Origin of the sequence: Enterobacter cloacae complex sp. IR5418 (assembly GCF_049238105.1) — a bacterium.
GTDB classification, from domain to species: domain Bacteria; phylum Pseudomonadota; class Gammaproteobacteria; order Enterobacterales; family Enterobacteriaceae; genus Enterobacter; species Enterobacter hormaechei.
Window position 1 is genome coordinate 99,476 of record NZ_JBMKHS010000007.1, and the last position, 22,460, is coordinate 121,935.

Consider the following 22,460-nt stretch of genomic DNA (forward strand, 5'->3'; position numbering starts at 1 on the left):
ATGACTTCTCCTGAAATTAATTCGTCGCGCCTGGCGTCGGTTCGACGTTGGTGTGGTCTTCACTCTGCGCAGGGGCATCGTCAGACTTTTTATCATCCCCTTTACTGTTGTAAAGGAACTGACCAATCATATCTTCCAGCACCATCGCTGACTTGGTATCCTGGATAACGCTACCGTCTTTAAGGATAGTCGTTCCCAGCTCAGGATCTTCAAAACCAACGTTAAGGGCCAGATATTGCTCCCCCAGCAGGCCAGAGGTGCGGATAGAAAGTGAGCTGGTGTCTGGAATGTGGTTATAACGCTCTTCGATATCCATCGCGACGCGCGGCAGATAGGTTTTCTCATCAAGCGTAATATCAGCGACACGTCCGATAACGACGCCACCAATACGCACCGGTGAGCGCGCCTTCAGGCCGCCGATATTATCGAAAGTCGCGTAGACGCGATACGTCGGCTCGGCGCGAACTGAGGTGATGTCCGCCGCTCGCAGGCAGATGAACAGCGCGGCCAGCAGCGCCAGAAGCAGAAACACGCCAACCCAAATTTCATTTTTTCTCGTTTGCATGAACTCAATTCCCAAACATCAGTGCGGTGAGCACAAAATCCAGACCTAAAACGGCCAGCGACGAATGTACGACAGTACGCGTCGTTGCACGGCTAATGCCCGCCGACGTCGGAATGGCATCGTAACCATTAAACAACGCAATCCAGGTAACCGTCACAGCGAAAACCACGCTCTTGATCAGACAGTTCACCAGATCCATACGCAGATCGATGGCGTCCTGCATGGCAGACCAGAAGAAGCCAGCATCAATGCCTTTCCAGTTGACGCCAACCAGCGCGCCTCCCCAGATACCTACCGCCACAAAGAGGATAGTCAGTAACGGCAAGGAGATAACCCCGGCCCAGAAACGCGGAGAGATGACCCGGCGCAGCGGATCAACCGCCATCATCTCCATACTGGAGAGCTGTTCGGTTGCGCGCATCAGGCCAATTTCAGCCGTCAGTGCGGACCCGGCACGCCCGGCGAACAGCAGCGCGGCAACCACCGGCCCGAGTTCACGCAGCAGCGAAAGCGCCACCAGCATGCCAAGACTGGTTTCCGCGCTGTAGGTTGTCAGCACCAGATACCCCTGCAACCCCAGCACCATGCCGATAAACAGACCCGACACGATGATGATAAGCATCGACAAAACGCCGACGTTATAGAGCTGCCGCACCAGTAACGGCGCATGCTTGCGGAACTCCGGTTTGCCAACCAGCGCGTTGAATAACATTAATCCGGCACGCCCGAACGTACTGATGGTTTTTAGGCCACGGTGTCCAAGACCCGCCAACGCATTTAACAGCATGAGTGGCTTAACTCCCTATTCCCAGTAAATCGTCATGATAGTCGCCCGCCGGATAGCGGAAAGGCACTGGCCCATCTGCGATACCGTCCAGGAACTGCCGCACACGCGGATCGCCATTCTCCTGCAACGCCTGGGCGCTGCCGTGGGCGACGATCTTTTTGTCAGCCACAATATAGGCGTAATCAGCGATACTCAGCACTTCCGGCACATCGTGGGACACCACCACGCAGGTGACGCCAAGGGCGCTGTTCAGCTCTGAGATTAACTTTACCAGCACGCCCATGGTGATAGGGTCCTGCCCGACGAACGGTTCATCGAACATGATTAAATCGGGTTCCAGGGCAATAGCACGCGCCAGCGCGGCGCGGCGCGCCATCCCACCCGAGAGTTCGGACGGCATGAGTTTCGCCGCCCCCCGCAGCCCTACGGCTTCAAGCTTCATCATCACCGTGCTGTGCAACAGCTCAGGGGGAAGATGGGTGTGCTCACGCAGCGGATAGGCCACGTTGTCAAAAACGTTCATATCCGTGAACAGCGCGCCCGACTGAAAGAGCATGCTCATCCGTTTGCGAACCGTGTAGAGGCGCGAGCGAGACATCTCCGGGACATTTTCGCCGTCGAAGAGAATTTCGCCGCTATCAGGGGGGATTTGCCCGCCGATCAGACGCAGCAACGTGGTTTTACCGATCCCTGACGGCCCCATGATGGCGGTGATTTTACCGCGCGGCACGGTCAGCGAAATATCATCAAATATTAACCGGTTGCCGCGAGAAAAACTGACGCCCCGGACATCGACTATATTCGCCATCGTTTGGCTCATTTATGGTTCCTTACTTACCTTGCTTCACGGCTGGCATGAAGCGTAAATCAGCCCTAAACCCCGCATTTTTACAGAATATTCACTATTGGGGTTAGCGAAAGCTGGCATTTGTTTTACTTTTCCGGCGCATAAAGTCAAAATTAGGAATTCGTTACGTCTCAGACTTCATCTGGCGCCAACATTCGTGCGCAGTGGACCAGCGAGTATACCTGAAGAAAGGACTTTTGATGCTTTTAGCAACAGCACTGTTAATAATTGGTTTACTGTTGGTGGTCTACAGTGCTGACCGTTTGGTCTTTGCCGCATCCATTCTCTGTCGACTCATTGGCATGCCGCCCATCATTATCGGCATGACGGTGGTCAGTGTAGGCACATCGCTACCTGAAATCATCGTTTCTGTTTCAGCCTCGCTGCATGGCCAGGTCGACCTCGCTATCGGCACCGCGATTGGCTCTAACATCGTCAATATCTTACTGATTTTAGGCTTAGCCGCATTATTGCATCCATTTCGCGTGCATTCTGATGTTTTGCGTCGTGAATTGCCGCTAATGTTATTCGTTAGCCTGCTGGCAGGCTACGTGCTTTATGACGGCGTGCTGAGCGTCGATGACGGTATATTCCTGCTCGCCCTGGCCGTGATCTGGTTGCTTTACAGCGTGAAGATCGCACGTCTGGCGGAAAAACAGGGTAACGATAGCCTCACGCGTGAGCATCTCGCCGAGCTGCCCCGGGAAGGGACCTTGCCCGTCGCCCTGCTGTGGCTGGGCGTCGCGCTGATCATCATGCCAATGGCCACGCAGATGGTAGTCGATAACGCGACGGTGCTGGCGAACGCGTTTGCGATGAGCGAACTGACAATCGGCCTGACGGTCATCGCCATCGGCACCAGCCTGCCAGAGCTGGCTACCGCCATCGCCGGGGCGCGTAAAGGGGAAGATGATATCGCCATCGGCAATATCATTGGCTCTAATATTTTCAATATCGCGATCGTGACGGGGCTGCCAGCGTTAATTTCGCCGGGGCCGTTTAACCCTATGGTCTTCACGCGCGATTACGGTGTGATGCTGCTGGTCAGCGTGATTTTCGCCCTGCTCTGCTGGCGGCGAAAAGAGCAGATCGGCAAAGGCGCAGGCGCGCTATTGACGGGTGGATTTATCGTATGGCTGGCGATGCTGTACTGGCTTTCGCCTCTTCTCTCTGGGTAAACGGAAACGCATTATGTCGCAAATAGAATTGCAACCGGGTTTTGACTTTCAGAAAGCAGGCAAAGACGTTCTGGAGATTGAACGTGAAGGTCTGGCGCAGTTAGATCAGTACATTAATCAGGATTTTAGTCGGGCCTGTGAGAAAATGTTCTACTGTGCCGGCAAAGTCGTGGTGATGGGGATGGGCAAGTCCGGCCATATCGGGCGCAAAATGGCGGCGACCTTTGCCAGTACCGGCACGTCGTCATTCTTCGTTCATCCCGGTGAAGCCGCGCACGGTGACCTCGGCATGGTTACGCCGCAGGACGTGGTTATTGCGCTCTCCAACTCCGGGGAATCGAATGAAATTCTGGCGTTGATCCCGGTGCTGAAGCGTCTGCACGTACCGCTAATTTGCATGACCAGCCGCCCGGAAAGCAGTATGGCGCGTGCGGCGGATATCCACCTTTGCGTGAAGGTGCCAAAAGAAGCCTGTCCACTGGGGCTGGCGCCGACCTCCAGCACAACCGCCGCGCTGGTGATGGGCGATGCCCTTGCCGTTGCGCTGCTGGAAGCCCGTGGTTTTACGCCTGAAGATTTCGCCCTGTCTCACCCCGGCGGCGCGCTCGGGCGCAAGCTGCTGCTGCGGGTGAACGATATTATGCACACCGGGGATGAGATCCCGCACGTCAGCAAAGAGGCCTCTTTGCGCGACGCGTTACTGGAGATCACCCGTAAAAACCTGGGCATGACGGTCATCTGCGATGACCTGATGAAGATTCAGGGCATTTTCACCGACGGTGACCTGCGCCGGGTATTCGATATGGGTGTGGATGTCCGAACGCTGGGTATCGCTGATGTGATGACGCCAGGCGGGATCCGCGTCCGTCCGGGTACGCTGGCGGTAGATGTGCTGAACCTGATGCAGTCCCGTCATATTACCTCAGTGATGGTTGCCGATGGCGACCAACTGCTGGGTGTGGTACATATGCATGATCTGCTGCGCGCTGGCGTAGTGTAATGAAGGATAAGACAATGAGTAATGCGGGTGCATCCCTTGCAACCTGTTATGGCCCGGTGAGTGCCCACATGATGGCAAAGGCGGAAAATATCCGCCTGCTGATCCTCGATGTAGATGGCGTGCTCTCTGACGGTCTGATTTATATGGGCAATAACGGCGAAGAGCTGAAAGCCTTTAACGTTCGCGACGGTTACGGCATCCGCTGTGCGCTCACGTCCGGCATTGAAGTTGCAATCATCACCGGACGGAAAGCTAAACTGGTAGAAGATCGGTGTGAAACGCTGGGCATTACCCATCTCTATCAGGGGCAGTCTGATAAGATGGTAGCCTTCCGGGATCTGCTGGGAAAACTGGGCATTGCGCCAGAGAATGTGGCGTACGTCGGCGATGATTTGATCGACTGGCCAGTGATGGCGGAGGTGGGTCTGAGCATCGCCGTGGCTGACGCGCACCCGCTGCTGATCCCGCGTGCTGATTACGTAACCCATATTCACGGTGGCCGTGGCGCCGTCCGTGAAGTCTGCGATCTGCTTCTGCTGGCGCAGGGCAAGCTTGATGAGGCGAAAGGGCAATCAATATGAGTAAAACCAGACGTTGGGTTATCATTCTGCTTGCGCTTGTCGCCCTGGTACTGATTGGCGTAAACCTCGCCGATCGCGATGATTCACAAGCGGAAGTGGTTAACACGAGCGACCCGACCTATAAAAGCGATCACAGCGATACCGTGGTCTATAGCCCGGAAGGCGCGCTGAACTATCGCCTGGTTGCGCAGCATGTCGAATATTTTTCAGATGACGGTACGTCGTGGTTTACCCAACCGGTCATGACCACCTTTGATACGGACAAAGTGCCGACGTGGTCGATCAAGTCTGACCGGGCAAAACTGACAAATGACCGTATGCTTTACCTGTATGGGCACGTTGAAGTCAACGCCCTGACCGCTGACGCTCAACTGCGCAAAATTACGACGGATAACGCCCAGATCAACCTGGTCACCCAGGATGTCACGTCGCAGGATTTAGTCACCCTGTATGGCACAACATTTAATTCCAGCGGTTTAAGAATGCGCGGGAACTTACGCAGCAAAAACGCCGAGCTGATTGAAAAGGTTAGAACCTCCTATGAAATTCAAAACAAACAAACTCAGCCTTAAAGTGGTTATCGCCAGCGCGCTGCTGGCGGCCAGTCTTCCCGCGCTTGCTGTGACTGGCGATACCGAACAGCCGATTCATATTGAATCCGATACCCAGTCTCTGGATATGCAGGGTAACGTCGTCACCTTTACCGGCAACGTCGTCATGACCCAGGGCACCATCAAAATCAACGCCGACAAAGTGGTCGTTACCCGTCCGGGCGGCGAGCAGGGCAAAGAGATTATCGATGGTTATGGCAACCCGGCCACCTTCTACCAGATGCAGGACAACGGCAAGCCGGTGAAAGGCCATGCCTCGCATATGCACTATGAACTGGCGAAAGATCTGGTCATCCTGACCGGTAATGCCTACCTGGAACAGCTGGACAGCAATATCAAAGGCGACAAGATCACCTATCTGGTGAAAGAGCAGAAAATGCAGGCCTCCAGCGAAAAAGGCAAACGCGTCACTACCGTGCTTGTGCCTTCGCAGTTGCAGGACAAGAACAACGGTCAGGCTCCGGCACAGAAAAAGAGTAACTAATTCGTTATGGCAACATTAACTGCAAAAAACCTCGCGAAAGCGTACAAGGGCCGCCGCGTCGTCGAAGATGTCAGTCTGACCGTCAACTCCGGCGAAATCGTGGGGTTGCTTGGCCCTAACGGTGCGGGTAAAACCACGACCTTCTACATGGTGGTGGGCATTGTCCCGCGTGACGCTGGCAACATTATTATCGATGATGAAGACATCAGCCTGCTGCCGCTGCATGCTCGCGCGCGTCGTGGCATCGGCTATCTGCCGCAGGAAGCCTCTATCTTCCGCCGTTTAAGCGTGTTCGATAACCTGATGGCCGTGCTCCAGATCCGTGACGATCTGACCAGCGAGCAGCGCACTGACCGTGCGAACGAGCTGATGGAAGAGTTTCATATCGAACACCTACGCGACAGCCTCGGTCAGGCACTGTCTGGCGGTGAACGCCGCCGCGTTGAGATTGCGCGCGCGCTGGCAGCAAACCCGAAATTCATCCTGCTGGATGAACCGTTTGCGGGCGTTGACCCCATCTCCGTTATCGATATCAAACGTATCATTGAGCATCTGCGCGACAGCGGGCTTGGCGTACTGATTACGGACCACAACGTTCGTGAAACGCTGGCCGTGTGTGAGCGCGCCTACATTGTGAGCCAGGGCCATCTGATTGCCCACGGTACGCCGCAGCAAATCCTCGAAGATGAGCATGTTAAGCGCGTGTACCTTGGGGAAGACTTCAGACTCTGATAGGGTAGAGGTTAAATCACGCCGAACCGGAGAAAAACGCGCTGAACATGAAGCAAGGTTTGCAATTACGGCTCAGCCAGCAACTGGCCATGACGCCGCAGCTACAGCAGGCAATCCGTCTGTTGCAGTTGTCCACGTTAGAACTCCAGCAGGAGCTCCAGCAAGCGCTGGACAGTAACCCGCTGCTGGAGCAAACCGATCTTCATGACGAGGTAGACACCCAGCAGACGCAGGACACAGAAACGCTCGACTCCGTAGATGCGCTCGAACAGAAAGAGATGCCAGACGAACTGCCGCTGGATGCCAGCTGGGATGAAATCTACACCGCGGGTACGCCCTCCGGGACCCGTGCAGACTACCAGGACGACGAGTTGCCGGTTTATCAGGGCGAAACGACCCAGTCGCTTCAGGACTACCTGATGTGGCAGGTCGAGCTGACCCCTTTCTCCGATACCGATCGCGCGATTGCCACCTCCATTGTCGATGCCGTTGACGACACGGGCTATTTGACCGTGACGCTGGACGAAATACTGGAAAGCATCGGCGATGACGACATTGAGATGGAAGAGATCGAAGCCGTCCTGAAACGCGTTCAGCGTTTCGACCCGATTGGCGTCGCCGCGAAAGATCTGCGCGACTGCCTGCTGATCCAGCTTTCGCAGTTTGCCAAAGAGACACCGTGGATTGACGAAGCCCGGCTCATCATCAGCGATCATCTGGATCTGCTAGCGAACCACGACTTCCGCACCCTGATGCGCGTGACGCGCCTGAAAGAAGAGGTGCTGAAGGAAGCGGTGAATCTGATCCAGTCCCTCGATCCGCGTCCGGGGCAGTCGATCCAGACCAGCGAACCCGAGTACGTTATCCCGGACGTGCTGGTGAGAAAACACAATGACCGCTGGGTCGTTGAACTGAACGCCGACAGCATCCCTCGCCTGCAAATCAACCAGCAATACGCCTCCATGTGCACCAGCGCACGTAACGATGCCGACAATCAATACATTCGCAGCAACCTTCAGGAAGCACGCTGGTTGATCAAGAGTCTGGAGAGCCGTAATGACACGCTGCTGCGCGTCAGCCGCTGTATTGTCGAACAGCAGCAGGCGTTCTTTGAGCAGGGCGAAGAGTTTATGAAACCGATGGTGCTGGCGGACATCGCCCAGGCCGTCGAGATGCATGAATCAACCATTTCCCGCGTGACTACGCAGAAGTATCTGCACAGCCCGCGCGGTATTTTTGAGCTTAAGTATTTCTTCTCCAGCCACGTGAATACCGAAGGCGGCGGCGAAGCCTCGTCAACGGCCATTCGCGCACTGGTGAAGAAGTTGATCGCCGCGGAGAACCCCGCGAAGCCACTCAGTGACAGTAAGTTAACCACCATGCTGTCCGATCAGGGTATTATGGTGGCACGTCGTACTGTCGCGAAGTATCGAGAGTCTTTATCCATTCCGCCGTCTAACCAGCGTAAACAACTGGTTTGACACAACCGATAAGGAAGACACTATGCAGCTCAATATCACCGGACATAACGTCGAGATTACTGAGGCTTTACGCGATTTTGTAAACACTAAGTTTGCGAAACTCGAGCAGTATTTCGAGAGGATCAACCAGGTCTATGTTGTGTTGAAAGTGGAGAAAGTGACGCATATCTCGGATGCGACCCTGCACGTCAACGGAGGGGAACTCCATGCCAGTGCGGAAGGGCAAGACATGTACGCGGCTATCGACGGCTTGATTGATAAGCTTGCGAGACAGCTCAATAAACATAAAGATAAACTGAAACAACACTAATTGTCCGGGCAGTTAACGGGTGCAGGACGGCCTGTTGTGAAACACAACAGGCCATTTGTACAGTTAGCGCTTAGGTGAAATTATGATAAACAACGATTCCGCTCTTCAACTGAGCAATGTCCTTAACCAGGATTGTACCCGCAGTGGCGTTCACTGCCAGAGCAAAAAACGTGCGCTGGAAATTATCAGTGAGCTGGCCGCAAAGCAGCTGGGTCTGCCGCCGCAGATCGTGTTTGAAGCCATTCTGACCCGTGAAAAAATGGGCAGTACCGGCATCGGCAATGGCATTGCGATCCCGCATGGCAAGCTGGAAGAAGATACGTTGCGTGCCGTGGGGGTGTTTGTGCAACTGGAAACGCCTATCGCTTTTGACGCCATCGATAACCAGCCTGTGGATCTGCTCTTCGCGCTGCTGGTTCCTGCCGATCAGACCAAAACCCACCTGCACACGCTGTCGCTGGTTGCCAAACGTCTGGCGGATAAAACCATTTGTCGTCGACTGCGCTCAGCCCAAAGTGATGAAGAGCTTTATCAAATTATCACTGAAGCAGAAGGCCACCAGGATGAGGCATAATCGGGAGATGGCTTTCAGAACTGCTGCCCTGAGGAGAAACGGAACATGGTGCTGATGATCGTCAGCGGTCGTTCGGGGTCCGGGAAGTCCGTGGCCCTGCGCGCGCTGGAAGACATGGGATTTTACTGCGTAGATAACCTACCGGTAGTGCTGTTACCCGATCTGGCGCGGACGCTTGCGGACAGGCAAATCTCTGCCGCGGTCAGTATTGACGTGCGTAACATGCCGGAATCGCCGGAAATCTTCGAGCAGGCAATGAACAGCCTGCCGGAATGCTTCTCGCCTCAGCTCTTGTTCCTGGATGCTGACCGCAACACGTTGATCCGTCGTTACAGCGATACACGTCGTTTGCATCCGCTCTCCAGTAAAAATCTTTCGCTGGAAAGCGCCATCGATAAAGAGAGCGATCTGCTTGAGCCGCTGCGTTCCCGGGCCGACCTGATTGTCGACACCTCAGAAATGTCCGTCCACGAGCTGGCGGAAATGCTGCGTACTCGCTTACTCGGCAAGCGCGAGCGCGAACTGACAATGGTGTTTGAATCCTTCGGCTTTAAGCACGGCATACCTATCGATGCGGATTACGTTTTTGATGTGCGTTTCCTGCCGAACCCACACTGGGATCCGAAACTGCGTCCTATGACCGGTCTGGATAAGCCCGTGGCGGCGTTCCTCGATCGACACACAGAAGTACACAATTTTATCTACCAGACGCGAAGCTACCTTGAGCTATGGTTACCTATGCTGGAAACAAACAATCGCAGCTACCTGACGGTAGCGATTGGCTGTACCGGCGGTAAACATCGTTCGGTGTACATTGCCGAACAGCTGGCCGATTACTTCCGCTCACGCGGGAAGAACGTTCAGTCCCGTCATCGCACGCTGGAAAAACGCAAAACATGACCGTAAAACAGACCGTCGAAATCACCAACAAGCTGGGCATGCATGCGCGCCCGGCGATGAAGCTGTTTGAACTGATGCAGGGTTTTGATGCTGAGGTGCTGCTGCGCAACGACGAGGGAACCGAGGCAGAAGCCAACAGCGTGATTGCGCTGCTGATGCTGGATTCTGCCAAAGGCCGCCAGATTGAAGTGGAAGCCACCGGCCCGCAGGAAGAAGAAGCGCTGGCGGCGGTGATTGCCCTGTTTAATGCCGGGTTTGACGAAGACTAAAACCTGCTGTTCTGGCGGGTGGCGCTGCGCTCACCCGCTCTACATGAGATGATTTCGCTCCATAAACCCTTCCCCACCCAGCTGACGCATCTGGCGCATAATCCACGCCTGGCGGCTTCGCACGTAGCCTGACGGAGCGCTGGCCTTAAACCGCAGCGGGTTCGGCAGAACGGCAGCGAGCAGTGCCGCTTCGGACATAGTCAGCCTGCTGGCGGGCTTGCCAAAATAGCGCTGCGATGCCGCTTCGACCCCAAACACGCCGTCACCAAACTCCGCGATATTCAGGTAGACGGTTAAAATGCGTTTTTTGCTCCACACCGTCTCGACTCCCAGCGTCAGCCCTGCCTCCAGCCCTTTTCTCACCCAGCTACGACCGTCCCACAAGAACAGGTTTTTTACCGTCTGCTGAGAAAGCGTCGATGCGCCGCGGACGCGGTTCTCATGGCGTTCATTATGATCCAGCGCCTTTTCGATCGCCGCCACGTCAAAACCCCAGTGTTCCGGGAATTTCTGATCTTCTGCCGCAATGACCGCCAGCCCCATCCACGGGGAGATTGCATCCATGCTGACCCAGTCTGAGTGGGCAACGTAGCCAAAATCACCGGAGAGCCAGGCGCTAATTTGCCGCTCTGCCATCACGGCGGAGAACGGGACGGGCAGGATGCTGAAAAGCGCAATACCGCCGCCCCAGAAAACCGCCAGAACCAACACAAAACGCAGCAGGATCCGTTTTAGCCACCCGCCGGGGGATAATTTACGACTCATTCGGTAAGAACCAGGACTCTGTCCACCAGCTTTTCAATGCCTGCGGCAGCCTCGGCGATGTTCTGCGCCAGCATATAGGCTGGCGTGGTGATGATTTTGTTGTCCTCATCCACCACAATGTCGTCTACCGGACATGGCACGTGTTCGCCGCCCATATCCTCGACCATCTCAGCGGTATCAATGTCGGTTCCGATCGTGAGCCGCAGTGGGAAATCAAAAATTTTCGGCAGCATGGCTGGCGCTATGCAGATAAAGCCCTGTGGCTTACCTGCCGCATGCATCGCCAGCGATAGCGCTTTTAAATCAGGATCGACATGACACGCCGCCCCCTCAGTTGCAAACGTGCTCAGGTTTTTCGCCGCGCCAAAACCGCCCGGCACGATGAGGGCATCAAGTTCAGCGGCATCAGCCTGTGCCAGCGGGTGAATATCCCCGCGCACAATACGCGCCGCTTCAATCAGGACGTTACGGCTTTCCGCCATCGGCTCGCCGGTAAGATGATTAATCACGTCTGCCTGGGTTTTATCCGGGGCGAAACAGATAACCTCCGCCCCCTGGCGCGATAATGCCAGTAGCGTTAATACGGCTTCATGTATCTCTGAACCATCGAAAACACCACATCCGCTCAGCACGACACCAATCTTTTTCATTCTGACGATCCTTCTATGCAACTCGCTGAAGCACATTAAAAATTCTGATTAAAACGCTATGCTTCACATATTTCACTGATTCATGTAACAAACTATTTAAGATTTGCTATCTTGTCTGCGTGCGGCCTCAATTTTCAGGCGGCGTCCATGCGAAAACAACCCATAAAAATCAGGCGCAGCCACGATTTCCCTGGTGTTGGCGCAGTATTCGCGCACCCCGGTATAGCCGGGGTCATTTTTTTCTGGCATCCACCCAGGCTTTCAGCACTGCCACGTCGTTTTGCCACTCTTGTTTCATCTCTTCAACCCAATCACCCACGTTATCTTCCCAGGCAGGTAAATCAGGTGACTGAATCTGTTGGCCCAGTTGCTGGAGATGGCGTAATCCGACGGAGCCAGCCGCGCCTTTGATTTTATGTCCCTCTTCGACGATGCCCTTCTGGTCACGCGCCGTCAGGTTGGATTCGAGCACGTTCAGATAGCCCGGCATCATTTTTTCGAACACGGCCAGGCCATCGGTGATCAGTTTGGGTCCCACCAGATCGATATACTGCTCCAGCATGGCGGTATCCAGAATCGTTTGGGCTTTGGCGCTATCAACAGACGTCATGGTGCTCTCCTCTTCATCACAGGTATCCCAGAACTTCTTGATCATCGCCGTCAGGGCAGGCACTGCCAGCGGCTTGCTGAGCACATCGTCCATACCGGCCTCGAGGTACTCTTTTTTATCTTTCAGCACGTTTGCGGTCAACGCCACCAGCGGCGGCAGCTCGTCAGAAGCGTATTTGCGCGTCAGCTCGCGGGAAATATCCAGCCCGGTCATGTCCGGTAGCTGAATATCGAGCAGCACCAGGTCGTACTCGCCCGGCGTGAACATCTCCAGCGCGGCTTTGCCGGTCATCGCCACATCCACGCTGTTGCCGAGTTTTTCCAGTACCGACCGGGCGACAATGACGTTCAGCTCAATATCTTCCACAAGCAGGACGTGCAGGGCTGGCAGCGGCATATCGTCGTTCTCAAACGTATCTTCCACCTCTTCCGCGACGGCAGGCGCGTGGACGGTAAGCGTAAAGGTGGAGCCTTTACCCGGCTGGCTGGCAACGGTGATATCCCCGCCCATACTTTTCGCCAGACGTTTCGACACCGCCAGGCCAATGCCCGTACCGGTCGCCGGTTTACCGCCGTGGCTGTCTTTAACCTGATAGTACATGGCGAAGATCTTATCCTGCTCCTCCTGAGGAATGCCGATACCCGAGTCCTCAACTTCAAAGTGCAGCATGTCCCCTTCGTCATAGCGAATACGCACCGCAACCTGCCCCTTCTGGGTAAACTTCACGGCATTGCTGATGAGGTTCCACAGGATCTGACGCAGACGCGTGCCGTCCGTCACCACTTTATGCGGCAGCGGCAGGGTTGGCTCCATCACAAAGCTCAACCCTTTTTGCTGAGCCTGCAAACCTGACAGGTTTTCCAGGTCCGCGAGGAAGCCGGTAAAATCAACTGGCTGGTTGTCGAGCTGAACTTTACGGCGCTCCATCTTATCCATGTCGATAATATCATTGAAGATATTGCCCAGCGTGACCGCCGAGACGTGGATCGTTTTGAGGTATTTTTCCTGCTCGCTGGTCAGCTCGGTATCCAGCAGAATGCGGCTCAGCCCCACAATGCCATTCAGCGGGGTGCGCAGTTCATGGCTGATGGTGGAGATGAAGGTGGTTTTATCCCGGCTGGCGCGCTCCAGCGCATCCTGATAACGCTTACGCTCGGTGATATCACGGCCAAAGCCCATCAGACCATGACGTTTTCCCACCCGGTCGTAATAAGGCACTTTGCGGATCTCAAAGCAGGCTTTACGTCCGTCGGGATAGTCCAGCCACTGCTCATAGGTCAGCGAAACGTTATGGCGGAAGACCTTTTCATCCGTCTCCATCACTTTTGCTGCCGCCTCTTCGGAATAGACATCCTGAGGCTTCAGGTGGATCAGCTGCTTTTCGCTTTTCCCGGTCAACAGTTCCATCGCCCGGTTACAGCCGGAGAACTCTTTATCTTCATTACGATAGAACACCAGATCTGGCGACGCATCGAGGAACGAGCGCAGGAAAGAGGATTGCTGTTCAAGCTGGATCTGCGTCACTTCACGCTCTTTCATCTCAATTTTCAGCTGCTCAAGCGTGGTCTGGCGCTCGGCTTCCGCCTTCTCACGGTCTGAAATTTCCTGATTCAGCTGGGCAATGTTGTCCTTTAGCTGAACGTTGAGTTTGAGATCGCGTTCGCGCATCTCTTCCAGCTTATCCACCAGTTTCGATAAACGCTGTCGGGACTCTTCCAGTTGCTCAACCACTACGGAAAGGAAATAGACCGCCCAGGGGGTGATCAGCAGGCCAAAGAAAATAGAGCGGATCACGTCGATGCTCTCGACCTGACCATGCAGAACCATGGTCACGGCCATTTGAACAACTATCGCCAGAACGACCAGTGCCAGCGCCAGCAGCATGGAAAAACGCACCAGCCCAAGCTTCATCATCAGGTCGACGTAGTACTGGGCCAGCATTCGAATTTGCTTCATAGAGGATCCCTTCACGACTTTATCGCTCAATAATACTCAAATTCACGGCGAGGCGTTGCAGGTTGTGAGAAAAAGTGCGGGGTGAAACAGGAGATTAGCCTCGCCCCCGTGCAACCGGGAGCGAGGAAGAGGAGTGATCAGGAGCGTTTTAGCAGCATCCAGAGGCTGATCAGGAAGAAACTGGCGCTCGGCAACAGCGCACCGATAATCGGCGGAATGCCATACACCAGCGTCAGTGGACCGAAAATCTGATCGAGGACGTAGAACACGAAACCAAAGCTGATACCGGTTACCACGCGAACCCCCATCGGCACGCTACGCAGTGGCCCAAAGATGAACGACAGCGCCATCAGCATCATCACCGCAACGGACAGCGGCTGGAAGATTTTGCTCCACATGTTGAGCTGGTAACGCCCCGCATCCTGTCCGCTGGATTTCAGATACTTCACGTAGTTATGCAGACCACTGATGGAGAGCGCATCCGGATCCAGCGCCACGACGCCGAGCTTGTCCGGCGTCAGGTTGGTTTTCCAGGTACCGCTAACAGTCTGCGAACCGGTGATCTGTTTCGGGTTCGTCAGGTCAGATTCATCAACCTGGGATAACCGCCACAGCTTGTTGTTCGCATCAAATTTAGCGGAGGCGGCATAACGCACCGACTGCAAACGACGATCGTTGTTGAAAGCGTAGATGCTCACGCCGCCCAGTTCATCGTCCCCTTTCACGCGTTCGATATAGACGAAGTTCTGACCATCTTTCGCCCATAACCCCTGCTGTGTGGAGAGCAGTGAACCGCCGTACATAGCCTGAGCACGGTAGTTACGCGCCATCTGTTCACCCTGCGGCGCGACCCATTCGCCAATCGCCATGGTCAACAGCACCAGCGGGATCGCGGTTTTCATCACCGACAGCGCAACCTGCATACGGGTAAAGCCCGATGCCTGCATCACCACCAGCTCGCTACGCTGAGCCAGCATCCCCAGCCCCAGCAGCGCACCCAGCAGGGCCGCCATCGGGAAGAAGATCTGCACATCTTTTGGTACGCTGAGCAGGGTATACATCCCCGCGCCTAACGCGTCGTAACTCCCCTGCCCGGCTTTTTTCAACTGGTCGACAAATTTGATAATGCCCGAGAGCGACACCAGCATGAACAGGGTCATCATGATGGTGGTAAAAATCGTTTTACCGATATAGCGGTCAAGTACGCCAAACGCCTGCATTAGATGGCTCCTTTACGCGTAAACCGGGCACGAAGACGACGCACAGGCACCGTGTCCCACAAGTTGAGTCCGACTGCCAGCAGCAGATACAAACCATTCACGACCCAGGTCCAGATCATCGGGTCAATTTTTCCTTTCCCGCCGTTAGACTTGATTGAGGTTTGCAGCAGGAAGAACACCAGATACAGCAGCATCGCTGGCAGCATCGACAGCACGCGCCCCTGACGCGGGTTCACCACACTCAGTGGAACCACCATCAGCGCCATCATAAATACGGTGAATACCAGAGTGATACGCCAGTGCAATTCAGCACGCGCACGATCGGTATCGGTATTCATTAAGGTACGCATATCCATCTGCTCAGTATCCGTTGGATCGAGCGCGACGGCCTGATGACCAATGATGGCCTGATAGTTCTGGAAATCGGTAATACGGAAGTCACGCAGCATTGCCGTGCCTTCGAAACGCGTTCCTTTGTTCAGCGTGACAACCTGAGAGCCATCTTTACGCTGCGCCAGCTGACCGGAGTCTGCCACCACCACAGAAGGGCGAGCGTTACCTTTCGGGCGCAGTTGAGCAAGAAACACGTCATTAAAGCGGTTGCCATCCACGCTTTCGATAAACAGCACGGAGTTACCGTCGGTCGCCTGCTGGAACTGCCCCTGCGCCAGCGCCGCCAGCCCCGGGTTAGCTTTGGCTTCCGCCAGCACCTCATCCTGATGACGGGAAGAGGTCGGCCCCGCCCACATGACGTTAACCGCGGCAACAATGCCCGTGAACAGCGCCAGCACCATGGCTGCTTTTACCAGTACGGCTTTACTGAGGCCGCAGGCATGCATCACGGTGATTTCACTTTCGGTATAGAGCTTACCCAGGGTCATCAGCAGACCAAGGAACAGGCTTAACGGCAGGATAAGCTGCGCCATTTCCGGCACGCCAAGCCCGAGCAGGGAAAGCACCAGATTCGTTGGGATTTCGCCATCAACCGCCGCGCCGAGGATCCTGACCAGCTTCTGACAGAAAAAGATCAGAAGGAGGATAAAGAGGATCGCCAGTTGGCTCTTCAGCGTCTCCCGAACCAGATATCTTATGATTATCACTTTAAATACGCCCGTTAAAACTCGTCTTATGCAGGAATTTAGCTTGTTTCATGGCTTAAACGTCATTTATTCTCTTGAGTCGTCGAAATCATCGCTAAGATTAAAAAACCCGGCGGATTCGCGCTTCATGACATTTATTGACGTGTCGAAACCGTAGTAACGTAAGATTAACACGAAGTCACCACAACGGCGGACATGAGTTACGAAAGGTTTCAATTCTATCCGTAGCCGCCGCCGTTGTCTTTAAGATTCAGGAGCGTAGTGCATGGAGTTCAGTGTAAAAAGCGGTAGCCCGGAGAAACAGCGGAGTGCCTGCATCGTTGTGGGCGTCTTTGAACCACGCCGACTCTCCCCGATCGCCGAGCAACTCGATAAAATCAGCGACGGCTATATCAGCGCCCTGCTGCGCCGTGGCGAACTGGAAGGCAAACCAGGGCAAACCCTGTTGCTGCACCATGTTCCGAACGTCCTGTCCGAGCGTATTCTGCTGATTGGCTGTGGTAAAGAACGTGAGCTTGATGAGCGCCAGTACAAGCAGGTTATTCAGAAAACCATTAATACACTGAATGATACTGGTTCGATGGAAGCGGTCTGCTTCCTGACTGAGCTGCACGTTAAGGGCCGCAACACGTACTGGAAAGTACGTCAGGCCGTCGAAACCGCAAAAGAGAGCCTCTACAGCTTTGATCAGCTTAAGACCACCAAAAGCGAGCCACGTCGCCCGCTGCGTAAAATGGTCTTTAACGTGCCAACCCGTCGCGAGCTGACCAGCGGCGAGCGCGCTATTCAGCACGGTCTGGCGATTGCCGCCGGTATTAAAGCGGCAAAAGATCTTGGCAATATGCCGCCAAACATCTGTAACGCCGCGTATCTCGCCTCTCAGGCGCGCCAGCTGGCTGACGCCTACAGCAAGAACGTCATCACCCGCGTCATCGGCGAACAGCAGATGAAAGAGCTGGGAATGCACTCTTATCTGGCGGTCGGTAACGGCTCCCAGAACGAATCCCTGATGTCGGTCATCGAATACAAAGGCAATCCATCTGAAGATGCGCGTCCCATCGTGCTCGTCGGTAAAGGGCTGACATTCGACTCCGGCGGTATCTCCATCAAGCCTTCAGAAGGCATGGATGAGATGAAATACGACATGTGTGGCGCAGCGGCGGTTTACGGCGTGATGCGCATGGTCGCGGAACTTCAGTTACCCATCAACGTGATCGGCGTGCTGGCGGGCTGCGAAAACATGCCTGGCGGCCGCGCGTATCGTCCGGGTGATGTGCTGACCACCATGTCCGGTCAGACCGTTGAGGTGCTGAACACCGACGCCGAAGGCCGTCTGGTACTGTGCGACGTGCTGACCTACGTTGAGCGCTTCGAGCCTGAAGCGGTGATTGACGTGGCTACCCTGACCGGCGCCTGCGTGATCGCGCTGGGCCATCACATCACCGGCCTGATGTCGAACCACAACCCGCTGGCGCATGAGCTGATCGGCGCGTCCGAACAGGCTGGCGACCGCGCGTGGCGTCTGCCGCTGGGGGATGAGTTCCAGGAACAGCTGGAGTCTAACTTCGCAGACATGGCGAACATTGGCGGTCGTCCTGGCGGCGCAATTACCGCAGGCTGCTTCCTGGCGCGCTTCACCCGCAAGTACAACTGGGCGCACCTGGACATTGCTGGCACCGCATGGCGCTCCGGTAAAGCCAAAGGCGCGACCGGACGTCCGGTGGCGCTGCTGTCGCAGTTCCTGCTCAATCGTGCGGGTTTTAACGGCGACGAGTGATGTAAAACGCCGGGTGGCGGCTACGCCTTACCCGGCCTACACGCCACTCAACCGTAGGCCGGGTAAGCGAAGCGCCACCCGGCTTTGCATTTAAATCCACGACAAGAAGCCCCATATATGAAGAATGCAACGTTCTACCTTCTGGACAACGACACCCATCAGGATGGCCTTAGCGCCGTCGAACAGCTGGTGTGTGAAATTGCCGCAGAACGTTGGCGCGCAGGTAAACGCGTGTTGATTGCCTGTGAAGATGAGCAGCAGGCCATTCGCCTGGATGAAGCGCTATGGGCGCGCCCGCCGGAGAGTTTTGTGCCGCATAACCTGTCGGGCGAAGGTCCGCGCGGCGGGGCACCGGTCGAAATTGCCTGGCCACAAAAACGCAACAGTAGCACGCGCGACATTCTCATTAGCCTGCGGACAGACTTTGCAGATTTTGCCACCGCTTTCACAGAAGTGGTAGACTTTGTCCCTTACGAAGAATCTTTGAAACAACTGGCGCGCGAACGCTACAAAGCGTACCGCCTGGCCGGTTTTAACCTGAATACGGCAACCTGGAAATAATGGAAAAGACATATAACCCACGCGATATCGAACAGCCGCTTTACGAGCACTGGGAACAGCAGGGCTATTTCAAGCCTAACGGCGACGAAAGCAAAGAGTCCTTCTGCATCATGATCCCGCCGCCGAACGTCACCGGCAGTTTGCATATGGGGCATGCTTTCCAGCAGACCATCATGGATACCATGATCCGCTACCAGCGCATGCAGGGCAAAAATACCCTGTGGCAGGCGGGGACTGACCACGCGGGTATCGCGACCCAGATGGTGGTTGAGCGTAAAATTGCCGCTGAAGAGGGTAAAACCCGCCACGACTACGGTCGCGACGCGTTCATCGACAAAATCTGGCAGTGGAAGGCAGAATCCGGCGGCACCATTACCCGTCAGATGCGCCGTCTCGGCAACTCCGTGGACTGGGAGCGCGAGCGCTTCACCATGGACGAGGGCCTGTCCAACGCCGTGAAAGAAGTCTTCGTGCGCCTGTACAAAGAAGACCTGATTTACCGCGGCAAGCGCCTGGTCAACTGGGACCCGAAACTGCGCACCGCAATTTCTGACCTGGAAGTGGAAAACCGCGAGTCTAAAGGCTCCATGTGGCACATCCGCTATCCGCTGGCCGACGGCGCAAAAACCGCCGACGGTAAAGATTACCTGGTGGTGGCGACCACCCGTCCGGAAACCCTGCTGGGCGATACTGGCGTGGCCGTTAACCCGGAAGATCCGCGTTATAAAGATCTGATCGGCAAATTCGTGGTGCTGCCGCTGGTGAACCGCCGTATTCCAATTGTGGGCGATGAACACGCCGACATGGAGAAAGGCACCGGCTGCGTGAAAATCACCCCGGCGCATGACTTCAACGACTATGAAGTGGGCCGTCGTCATCAACTTCCGATGATCAACATTCTGACCTTCGACGGCGATATCCGCGAAAGTGCAGAAGTGTACGACACCAAAGGCAACGAATCCGACGTTTACTCCAGCGACATCCCGGCTGAGTTCCAGAAACTGGAACGCTTTGCCGCGCGTAAAGCGATTGTGGCCGCCGTTGACGCGCTTGGCCTGCTGGAAGAGATTAAGCCTCACGATCTGACCGTGCCGTACGGCGACCGTGGCGGCGTGGTTATCGAGCCAATGCTGACCGACCAGTGGTACGTGCGTGCCGACGTGCTGGCGAAACCGGCTGTGGAAGCGGTTGAGAACGGCAGCATTCAGTTCGTGCCGAAGCAGTACGAAAACATGTATTTCTCCTGGATGCGCGATATTCAGGACTGGTGTATCTCCCGTCAGCTGTGGTGGGGTCACCGTATCCCGGCGTGGTACGACAACGAAGGCAATGTCTACGTTGGCCGCACCGAAGAGGAAGTGCGTCAGGAAAACAACCTGGGCGCTGACGTGGCGCTGCGCCAGGACGAAGACGTTCTGGATACCTGGTTCTCCTCCGCGCTGTGGACCTTCTCCACCCTCGGCTGGCCAGAAAACACCGACGCGCTGCGTCAGTTCCACCCAACCAGCGTGATGGTCTCCGGCTTCGACATCATCTTCTTCTGGATCGCCCGCATGATCATGATGACCATGCACTTCATCAAAGACGAAGACGGCAAGCCGCAGGTTCCGTTCCATACCGTCTACATGACCGGCCTGATCCGCGACGACGAAGGCCAGAAGATGTCCAAATCTAAGGGTAACGTTATCGACCCGCTGGACATGGTGGATGGTATCTCGCTGGAAGAGCTGCTGGAAAAACGTACCGGTAACATGATGCAGCCGCAGCTGGCGGAGAAAATCCGCAAGCGTACCGAGAAGCAGTTCCCGAACGGGATCGAATCTCACGGTACCGACGCCCTGCGCTTCACCCTGGCGGCGCTGGCCTCTACTGGCCGTGACATCAACTGGGATATGAAGCGTCTGGAAGGTTACCGTAACTTCTGTAACAAGCTGTGGAACGCCAGCCGCTTCGTGCTGATGAACACCGAAGATCAGGACTGCGGCTTCAACGGCGGCGAAATGACCCTCTCTCTGGCGGACCGCTGGATCCTGGCGGAATTTAACCAGACGGTGAAAGCCTTCCGCGACGCGCTGGACAGCTACCGCTTCGACATTGCGGCAGGCATCCTGTACGAATTCACCTGGAACCAGTTCTGTGACTGGTATCTAGAGCTGGCGAAGCCGGTGATGAACGGCGGGACTGAGGCGGAACTGCGCGGTACGCGTAATACGCTAATTACCGTCCTGGAAGGTCTGCTGCGCCTTGCGCACCCGATTATTCCATTCATCACCGAAACCATCTGGCAGCGTGTGAAGGTGATTGCCGGTATCAACGCCGATACCATCATGCTCCAGCCGTTCCCGGCATTCGACGCCGCGAAAGTGGACGACGCTGCATCTGCGGATACCGAGTGGCTGAAACAGGCAATCGTTGCGGTACGTAACATCCGCGCGGAAATGAATATCGCTCCGGGTAAACCACTGGAACTGCTGCTGCGCGGTTGCAGCGAAGCTGCCGTTCGTCGTGTCACCGAGAACAACACCTTCCTGAAAACCATGGCGCGTCTGGAAAGCATCACCGTGCTGCCTGCCGATGACAAAGGTCCGGTTTCCGTGACCAAAATCATCGATGGCGCGGAACTGCTGATCCCGATGGCGGGTCTGATCGACAAAGATGCTGAGCTGGCGCGTCTGGCGAAAGAAGTGGCGAAAGTCGACGTGGAAATTGGCAAAATCGAAAGCAAACTGGCGAACGAAGGCTTTGTGGCCCGCGCGCCGGAAGCGGTCATCGCCAAAGAGCGTGAGCGTCTGGTTGCCTTCGCCGATGCGAAGACCAAACTGATCGAGCAGCAGGCGGTTATCGCAGCCCTGTAATGCTTTTACCCCTTACGCTTCAGGGCGTAAGGGGTATCCTTCCTGAAAACTCCTCGCTTGCACTCCCCTTTCCGCGGTGCTATTAACAGCAGTTGTGTGTCAATTTTTGTCATGAGTAATGCTATGAGCGTGATTACCCCCGTCGCGACGACAATGCGTCGGATCACTGAGCAAGACAACCCGGCTATCGCCGCCGTTATCCGCACGGTTTCTGCCGAATACGGCCTGACCGCCGACAAAGGCTACACCGTGGCCGACCCAAATCTGGACGAACTTTTTCAGCTGTACAGCCAGCCGGGTCATGCCTACTGGGTCATCGAGCAGGACGGTCAGGTCGTGGGCGGCGGCGGCATTGCCCCACTGCTTTGCAGCGAGCCGGATATCTGTGAACTACAGAAAATGTATTTCCTGCCAACGATACGCGGACAAGGGCTGGCGAAAAAGCTGGCGCTGGTCGCCCTGGAATATGCACGCTCACAGGGCTTTAAACGTTGCTACCTTGAAACCACCGCTTTCCTTAAAGAGGCCATTGGCCTGTATGAACATCTGGGCTTCGAGCATATCGATGCGCCACTGGGCTGCACAGGCCATGTGGACTGCGAAGTCAGAATGCTGAAAAGTCTGTAAGTTTCGTTCCTGCCGTCTTC

23 protein-coding genes are annotated in these 22,460 nt (G+C 55.5%); 15 read left to right on the forward strand and 8 right to left on the reverse strand.

The window, feature by feature from the left end; genetic code table 11:
• Positions 1-16 precede the first annotated feature (16 nt).
• The 3 genes from mlaD to mlaF are packed head-to-tail and all read right to left on the reverse strand — an operon-like array spanning position 17 to position 2,172.
• Positions 17-565, reverse strand: a complete 549-nt coding sequence (gene mlaD / locus ACOTX7_RS08125; RefSeq protein ID WP_006812131.1) for an outer membrane lipid asymmetry maintenance protein MlaD — start codon at positions 563-565, stop codon at positions 17-19.
• Between the two features lie 4 nt (positions 566-569).
• Entirely contained in the window at positions 570-1,352 is a 783-nt protein-coding gene (mlaE, locus tag ACOTX7_RS08130) for a lipid asymmetry maintenance ABC transporter permease subunit MlaE (protein WP_003861848.1), read from the reverse strand.
• A 7-nt stretch (positions 1,353-1,359) separates the two neighbouring features.
• Positions 1,360-2,172 (reverse strand): phospholipid ABC transporter ATP-binding protein MlaF, encoded by an 813-nt coding sequence (gene mlaF, locus ACOTX7_RS08135; protein ID WP_006812132.1) that lies wholly within the window; start codon positions 2,170-2,172, stop codon positions 1,360-1,362.
• Positions 2,173-2,399: 227 nt separating this feature from the next.
• On the opposite strand from mlaF, the gene ACOTX7_RS08140 reads away from it, so the two are divergent.
• From ACOTX7_RS08140 to npr, 11 genes are all read left to right on the forward strand, one after another.
• A complete protein-coding gene (locus tag ACOTX7_RS08140; RefSeq protein WP_421626067.1) occupies positions 2,400-3,377 on the forward strand; it encodes a calcium/sodium antiporter in 978 nt (325 codons plus the stop codon).
• 13 nt (positions 3,378-3,390) lie between these two features.
• Entirely contained in the window at positions 3,391-4,377 is a 987-nt protein-coding gene (gene kdsD / locus ACOTX7_RS08145; protein ID WP_221256518.1) for an arabinose-5-phosphate isomerase KdsD, read from the forward strand.
• A gap of 14 nt (positions 4,378-4,391) precedes the next feature.
• Positions 4,392-4,958: a 3-deoxy-manno-octulosonate-8-phosphatase KdsC gene (gene kdsC, locus ACOTX7_RS08150; RefSeq protein WP_032674071.1), complete on the forward strand. Its 567-nt coding sequence runs from the start codon at positions 4,392-4,394 to the stop codon at positions 4,956-4,958.
• A complete protein-coding gene (lptC, locus tag ACOTX7_RS08155; RefSeq protein ID WP_006812135.1) occupies positions 4,955-5,530 on the forward strand; it encodes an LPS export ABC transporter periplasmic protein LptC in 576 nt (191 codons plus the stop codon). The genes kdsC and lptC overlap by 4 nt, the downstream gene beginning before the upstream one ends.
• Positions 5,499-6,053 (forward strand): lipopolysaccharide ABC transporter substrate-binding protein LptA, encoded by a 555-nt coding sequence (lptA, locus tag ACOTX7_RS08160; RefSeq protein WP_006812136.1) that lies wholly within the window; start codon positions 5,499-5,501, stop codon positions 6,051-6,053. The genes lptC and lptA overlap by 32 nt, the downstream gene beginning before the upstream one ends.
• A 6-nt stretch (positions 6,054-6,059) precedes the next feature.
• Positions 6,060-6,785: an LPS export ABC transporter ATP-binding protein gene (gene lptB / locus ACOTX7_RS08165; protein WP_003861862.1), complete on the forward strand. Its 726-nt coding sequence runs from the start codon at positions 6,060-6,062 to the stop codon at positions 6,783-6,785.
• 47 nt (positions 6,786-6,832) lie between these two features.
• Complete coding sequence (rpoN, locus tag ACOTX7_RS08170; protein ID WP_221256519.1) at positions 6,833-8,266, forward strand: RNA polymerase factor sigma-54; 1,434 nt, start codon at positions 6,833-6,835, stop codon at positions 8,264-8,266.
• 22 nt (positions 8,267-8,288) lie between these two features.
• Positions 8,289-8,576 (forward strand): ribosome hibernation promoting factor, encoded by a 288-nt coding sequence (hpf, locus tag ACOTX7_RS08175; RefSeq protein WP_003861866.1) that lies wholly within the window; start codon positions 8,289-8,291, stop codon positions 8,574-8,576.
• A gap of 82 nt (positions 8,577-8,658) precedes the next feature.
• Positions 8,659-9,150, forward strand: a complete 492-nt coding sequence (gene ptsN / locus ACOTX7_RS08180; RefSeq protein ID WP_006812138.1) for a PTS IIA-like nitrogen regulatory protein PtsN — start codon at positions 8,659-8,661, stop codon at positions 9,148-9,150.
• Positions 9,151-9,195: 45 nt separating this feature from the next.
• Positions 9,196-10,050: an RNase adapter RapZ gene (gene rapZ / locus ACOTX7_RS08185; protein ID WP_003861870.1), complete on the forward strand. Its 855-nt coding sequence runs from the start codon at positions 9,196-9,198 to the stop codon at positions 10,048-10,050.
• Complete coding sequence (npr, locus tag ACOTX7_RS08190; protein ID WP_003861872.1) at positions 10,047-10,319, forward strand: PTS phosphocarrier protein NPr; 273 nt, start codon at positions 10,047-10,049, stop codon at positions 10,317-10,319. Before rapZ ends, npr begins: the two co-directional genes overlap by 4 nt.
• A gap of 39 nt (positions 10,320-10,358) precedes the next feature.
• Here npr and mtgA read toward each other — a convergent pair whose 3' ends face one another.
• From mtgA to lptF, 5 genes are all read right to left on the reverse strand, one after another.
• Positions 10,359-11,084, reverse strand: a complete 726-nt coding sequence (gene mtgA / locus ACOTX7_RS08195; protein ID WP_125358612.1) for a monofunctional biosynthetic peptidoglycan transglycosylase — start codon at positions 11,082-11,084, stop codon at positions 10,359-10,361.
• Positions 11,081-11,734, reverse strand: a complete 654-nt coding sequence (gene elbB, locus ACOTX7_RS08200) for an isoprenoid biosynthesis glyoxalase ElbB (RefSeq protein WP_032674072.1) — start codon at positions 11,732-11,734, stop codon at positions 11,081-11,083. Before elbB ends, mtgA begins: the two co-directional genes overlap by 4 nt.
• Before the next feature lie 232 nt (positions 11,735-11,966).
• Entirely contained in the window at positions 11,967-14,300 is a 2,334-nt protein-coding gene (gene arcB / locus ACOTX7_RS08205) for an aerobic respiration two-component sensor histidine kinase ArcB (RefSeq protein ID WP_221256520.1), read from the reverse strand.
• A 137-nt stretch (positions 14,301-14,437) separates the two neighbouring features.
• Positions 14,438-15,520: an LPS export ABC transporter permease LptG gene (lptG, locus tag ACOTX7_RS08210; protein WP_001147540.1), complete on the reverse strand. Its 1,083-nt coding sequence runs from the start codon at positions 15,518-15,520 to the stop codon at positions 14,438-14,440.
• On the reverse strand, positions 15,520-16,620 hold the full coding sequence (lptF, locus tag ACOTX7_RS08215) for an LPS export ABC transporter permease LptF (RefSeq protein WP_000584142.1): 1,101 nt from the start codon (positions 16,618-16,620) through the stop codon (positions 15,520-15,522). Before lptF ends, lptG begins: the two co-directional genes overlap by 1 nt.
• A 265-nt stretch (positions 16,621-16,885) precedes the next feature.
• On the opposite strand from lptF, the gene pepA reads away from it, so the two are divergent.
• The 4 genes from pepA (at position 16,886) to ACOTX7_RS08235 (ending at position 22,440) form a co-directional block, all read left to right on the forward strand.
• A complete protein-coding gene (gene pepA / locus ACOTX7_RS08220) occupies positions 16,886-18,397 on the forward strand; it encodes a leucyl aminopeptidase (RefSeq protein ID WP_003861882.1) in 1,512 nt (503 codons plus the stop codon).
• 117 nt (positions 18,398-18,514) lie between these two features.
• Positions 18,515-18,958 carry a DNA polymerase III subunit chi gene (gene holC / locus ACOTX7_RS08225; RefSeq protein WP_221256521.1) on the forward strand — a complete coding sequence of 148 codons (444 nt, stop codon included), beginning with the start codon at positions 18,515-18,517 and terminating at the stop codon, positions 18,956-18,958.
• On the forward strand, positions 18,958-21,813 hold the full coding sequence (locus tag ACOTX7_RS08230) for a valine--tRNA ligase (RefSeq protein WP_125358609.1): 2,856 nt from the start codon (positions 18,958-18,960) through the stop codon (positions 21,811-21,813). The genes holC and ACOTX7_RS08230 overlap by 1 nt, the downstream gene beginning before the upstream one ends.
• A 123-nt stretch (positions 21,814-21,936) precedes the next feature.
• Complete coding sequence (locus ACOTX7_RS08235; RefSeq protein WP_032674074.1) at positions 21,937-22,440, forward strand: GNAT family N-acetyltransferase; 504 nt, start codon at positions 21,937-21,939, stop codon at positions 22,438-22,440.
• The last annotated feature ends 20 nt before the right edge of the window (positions 22,441-22,460 follow it).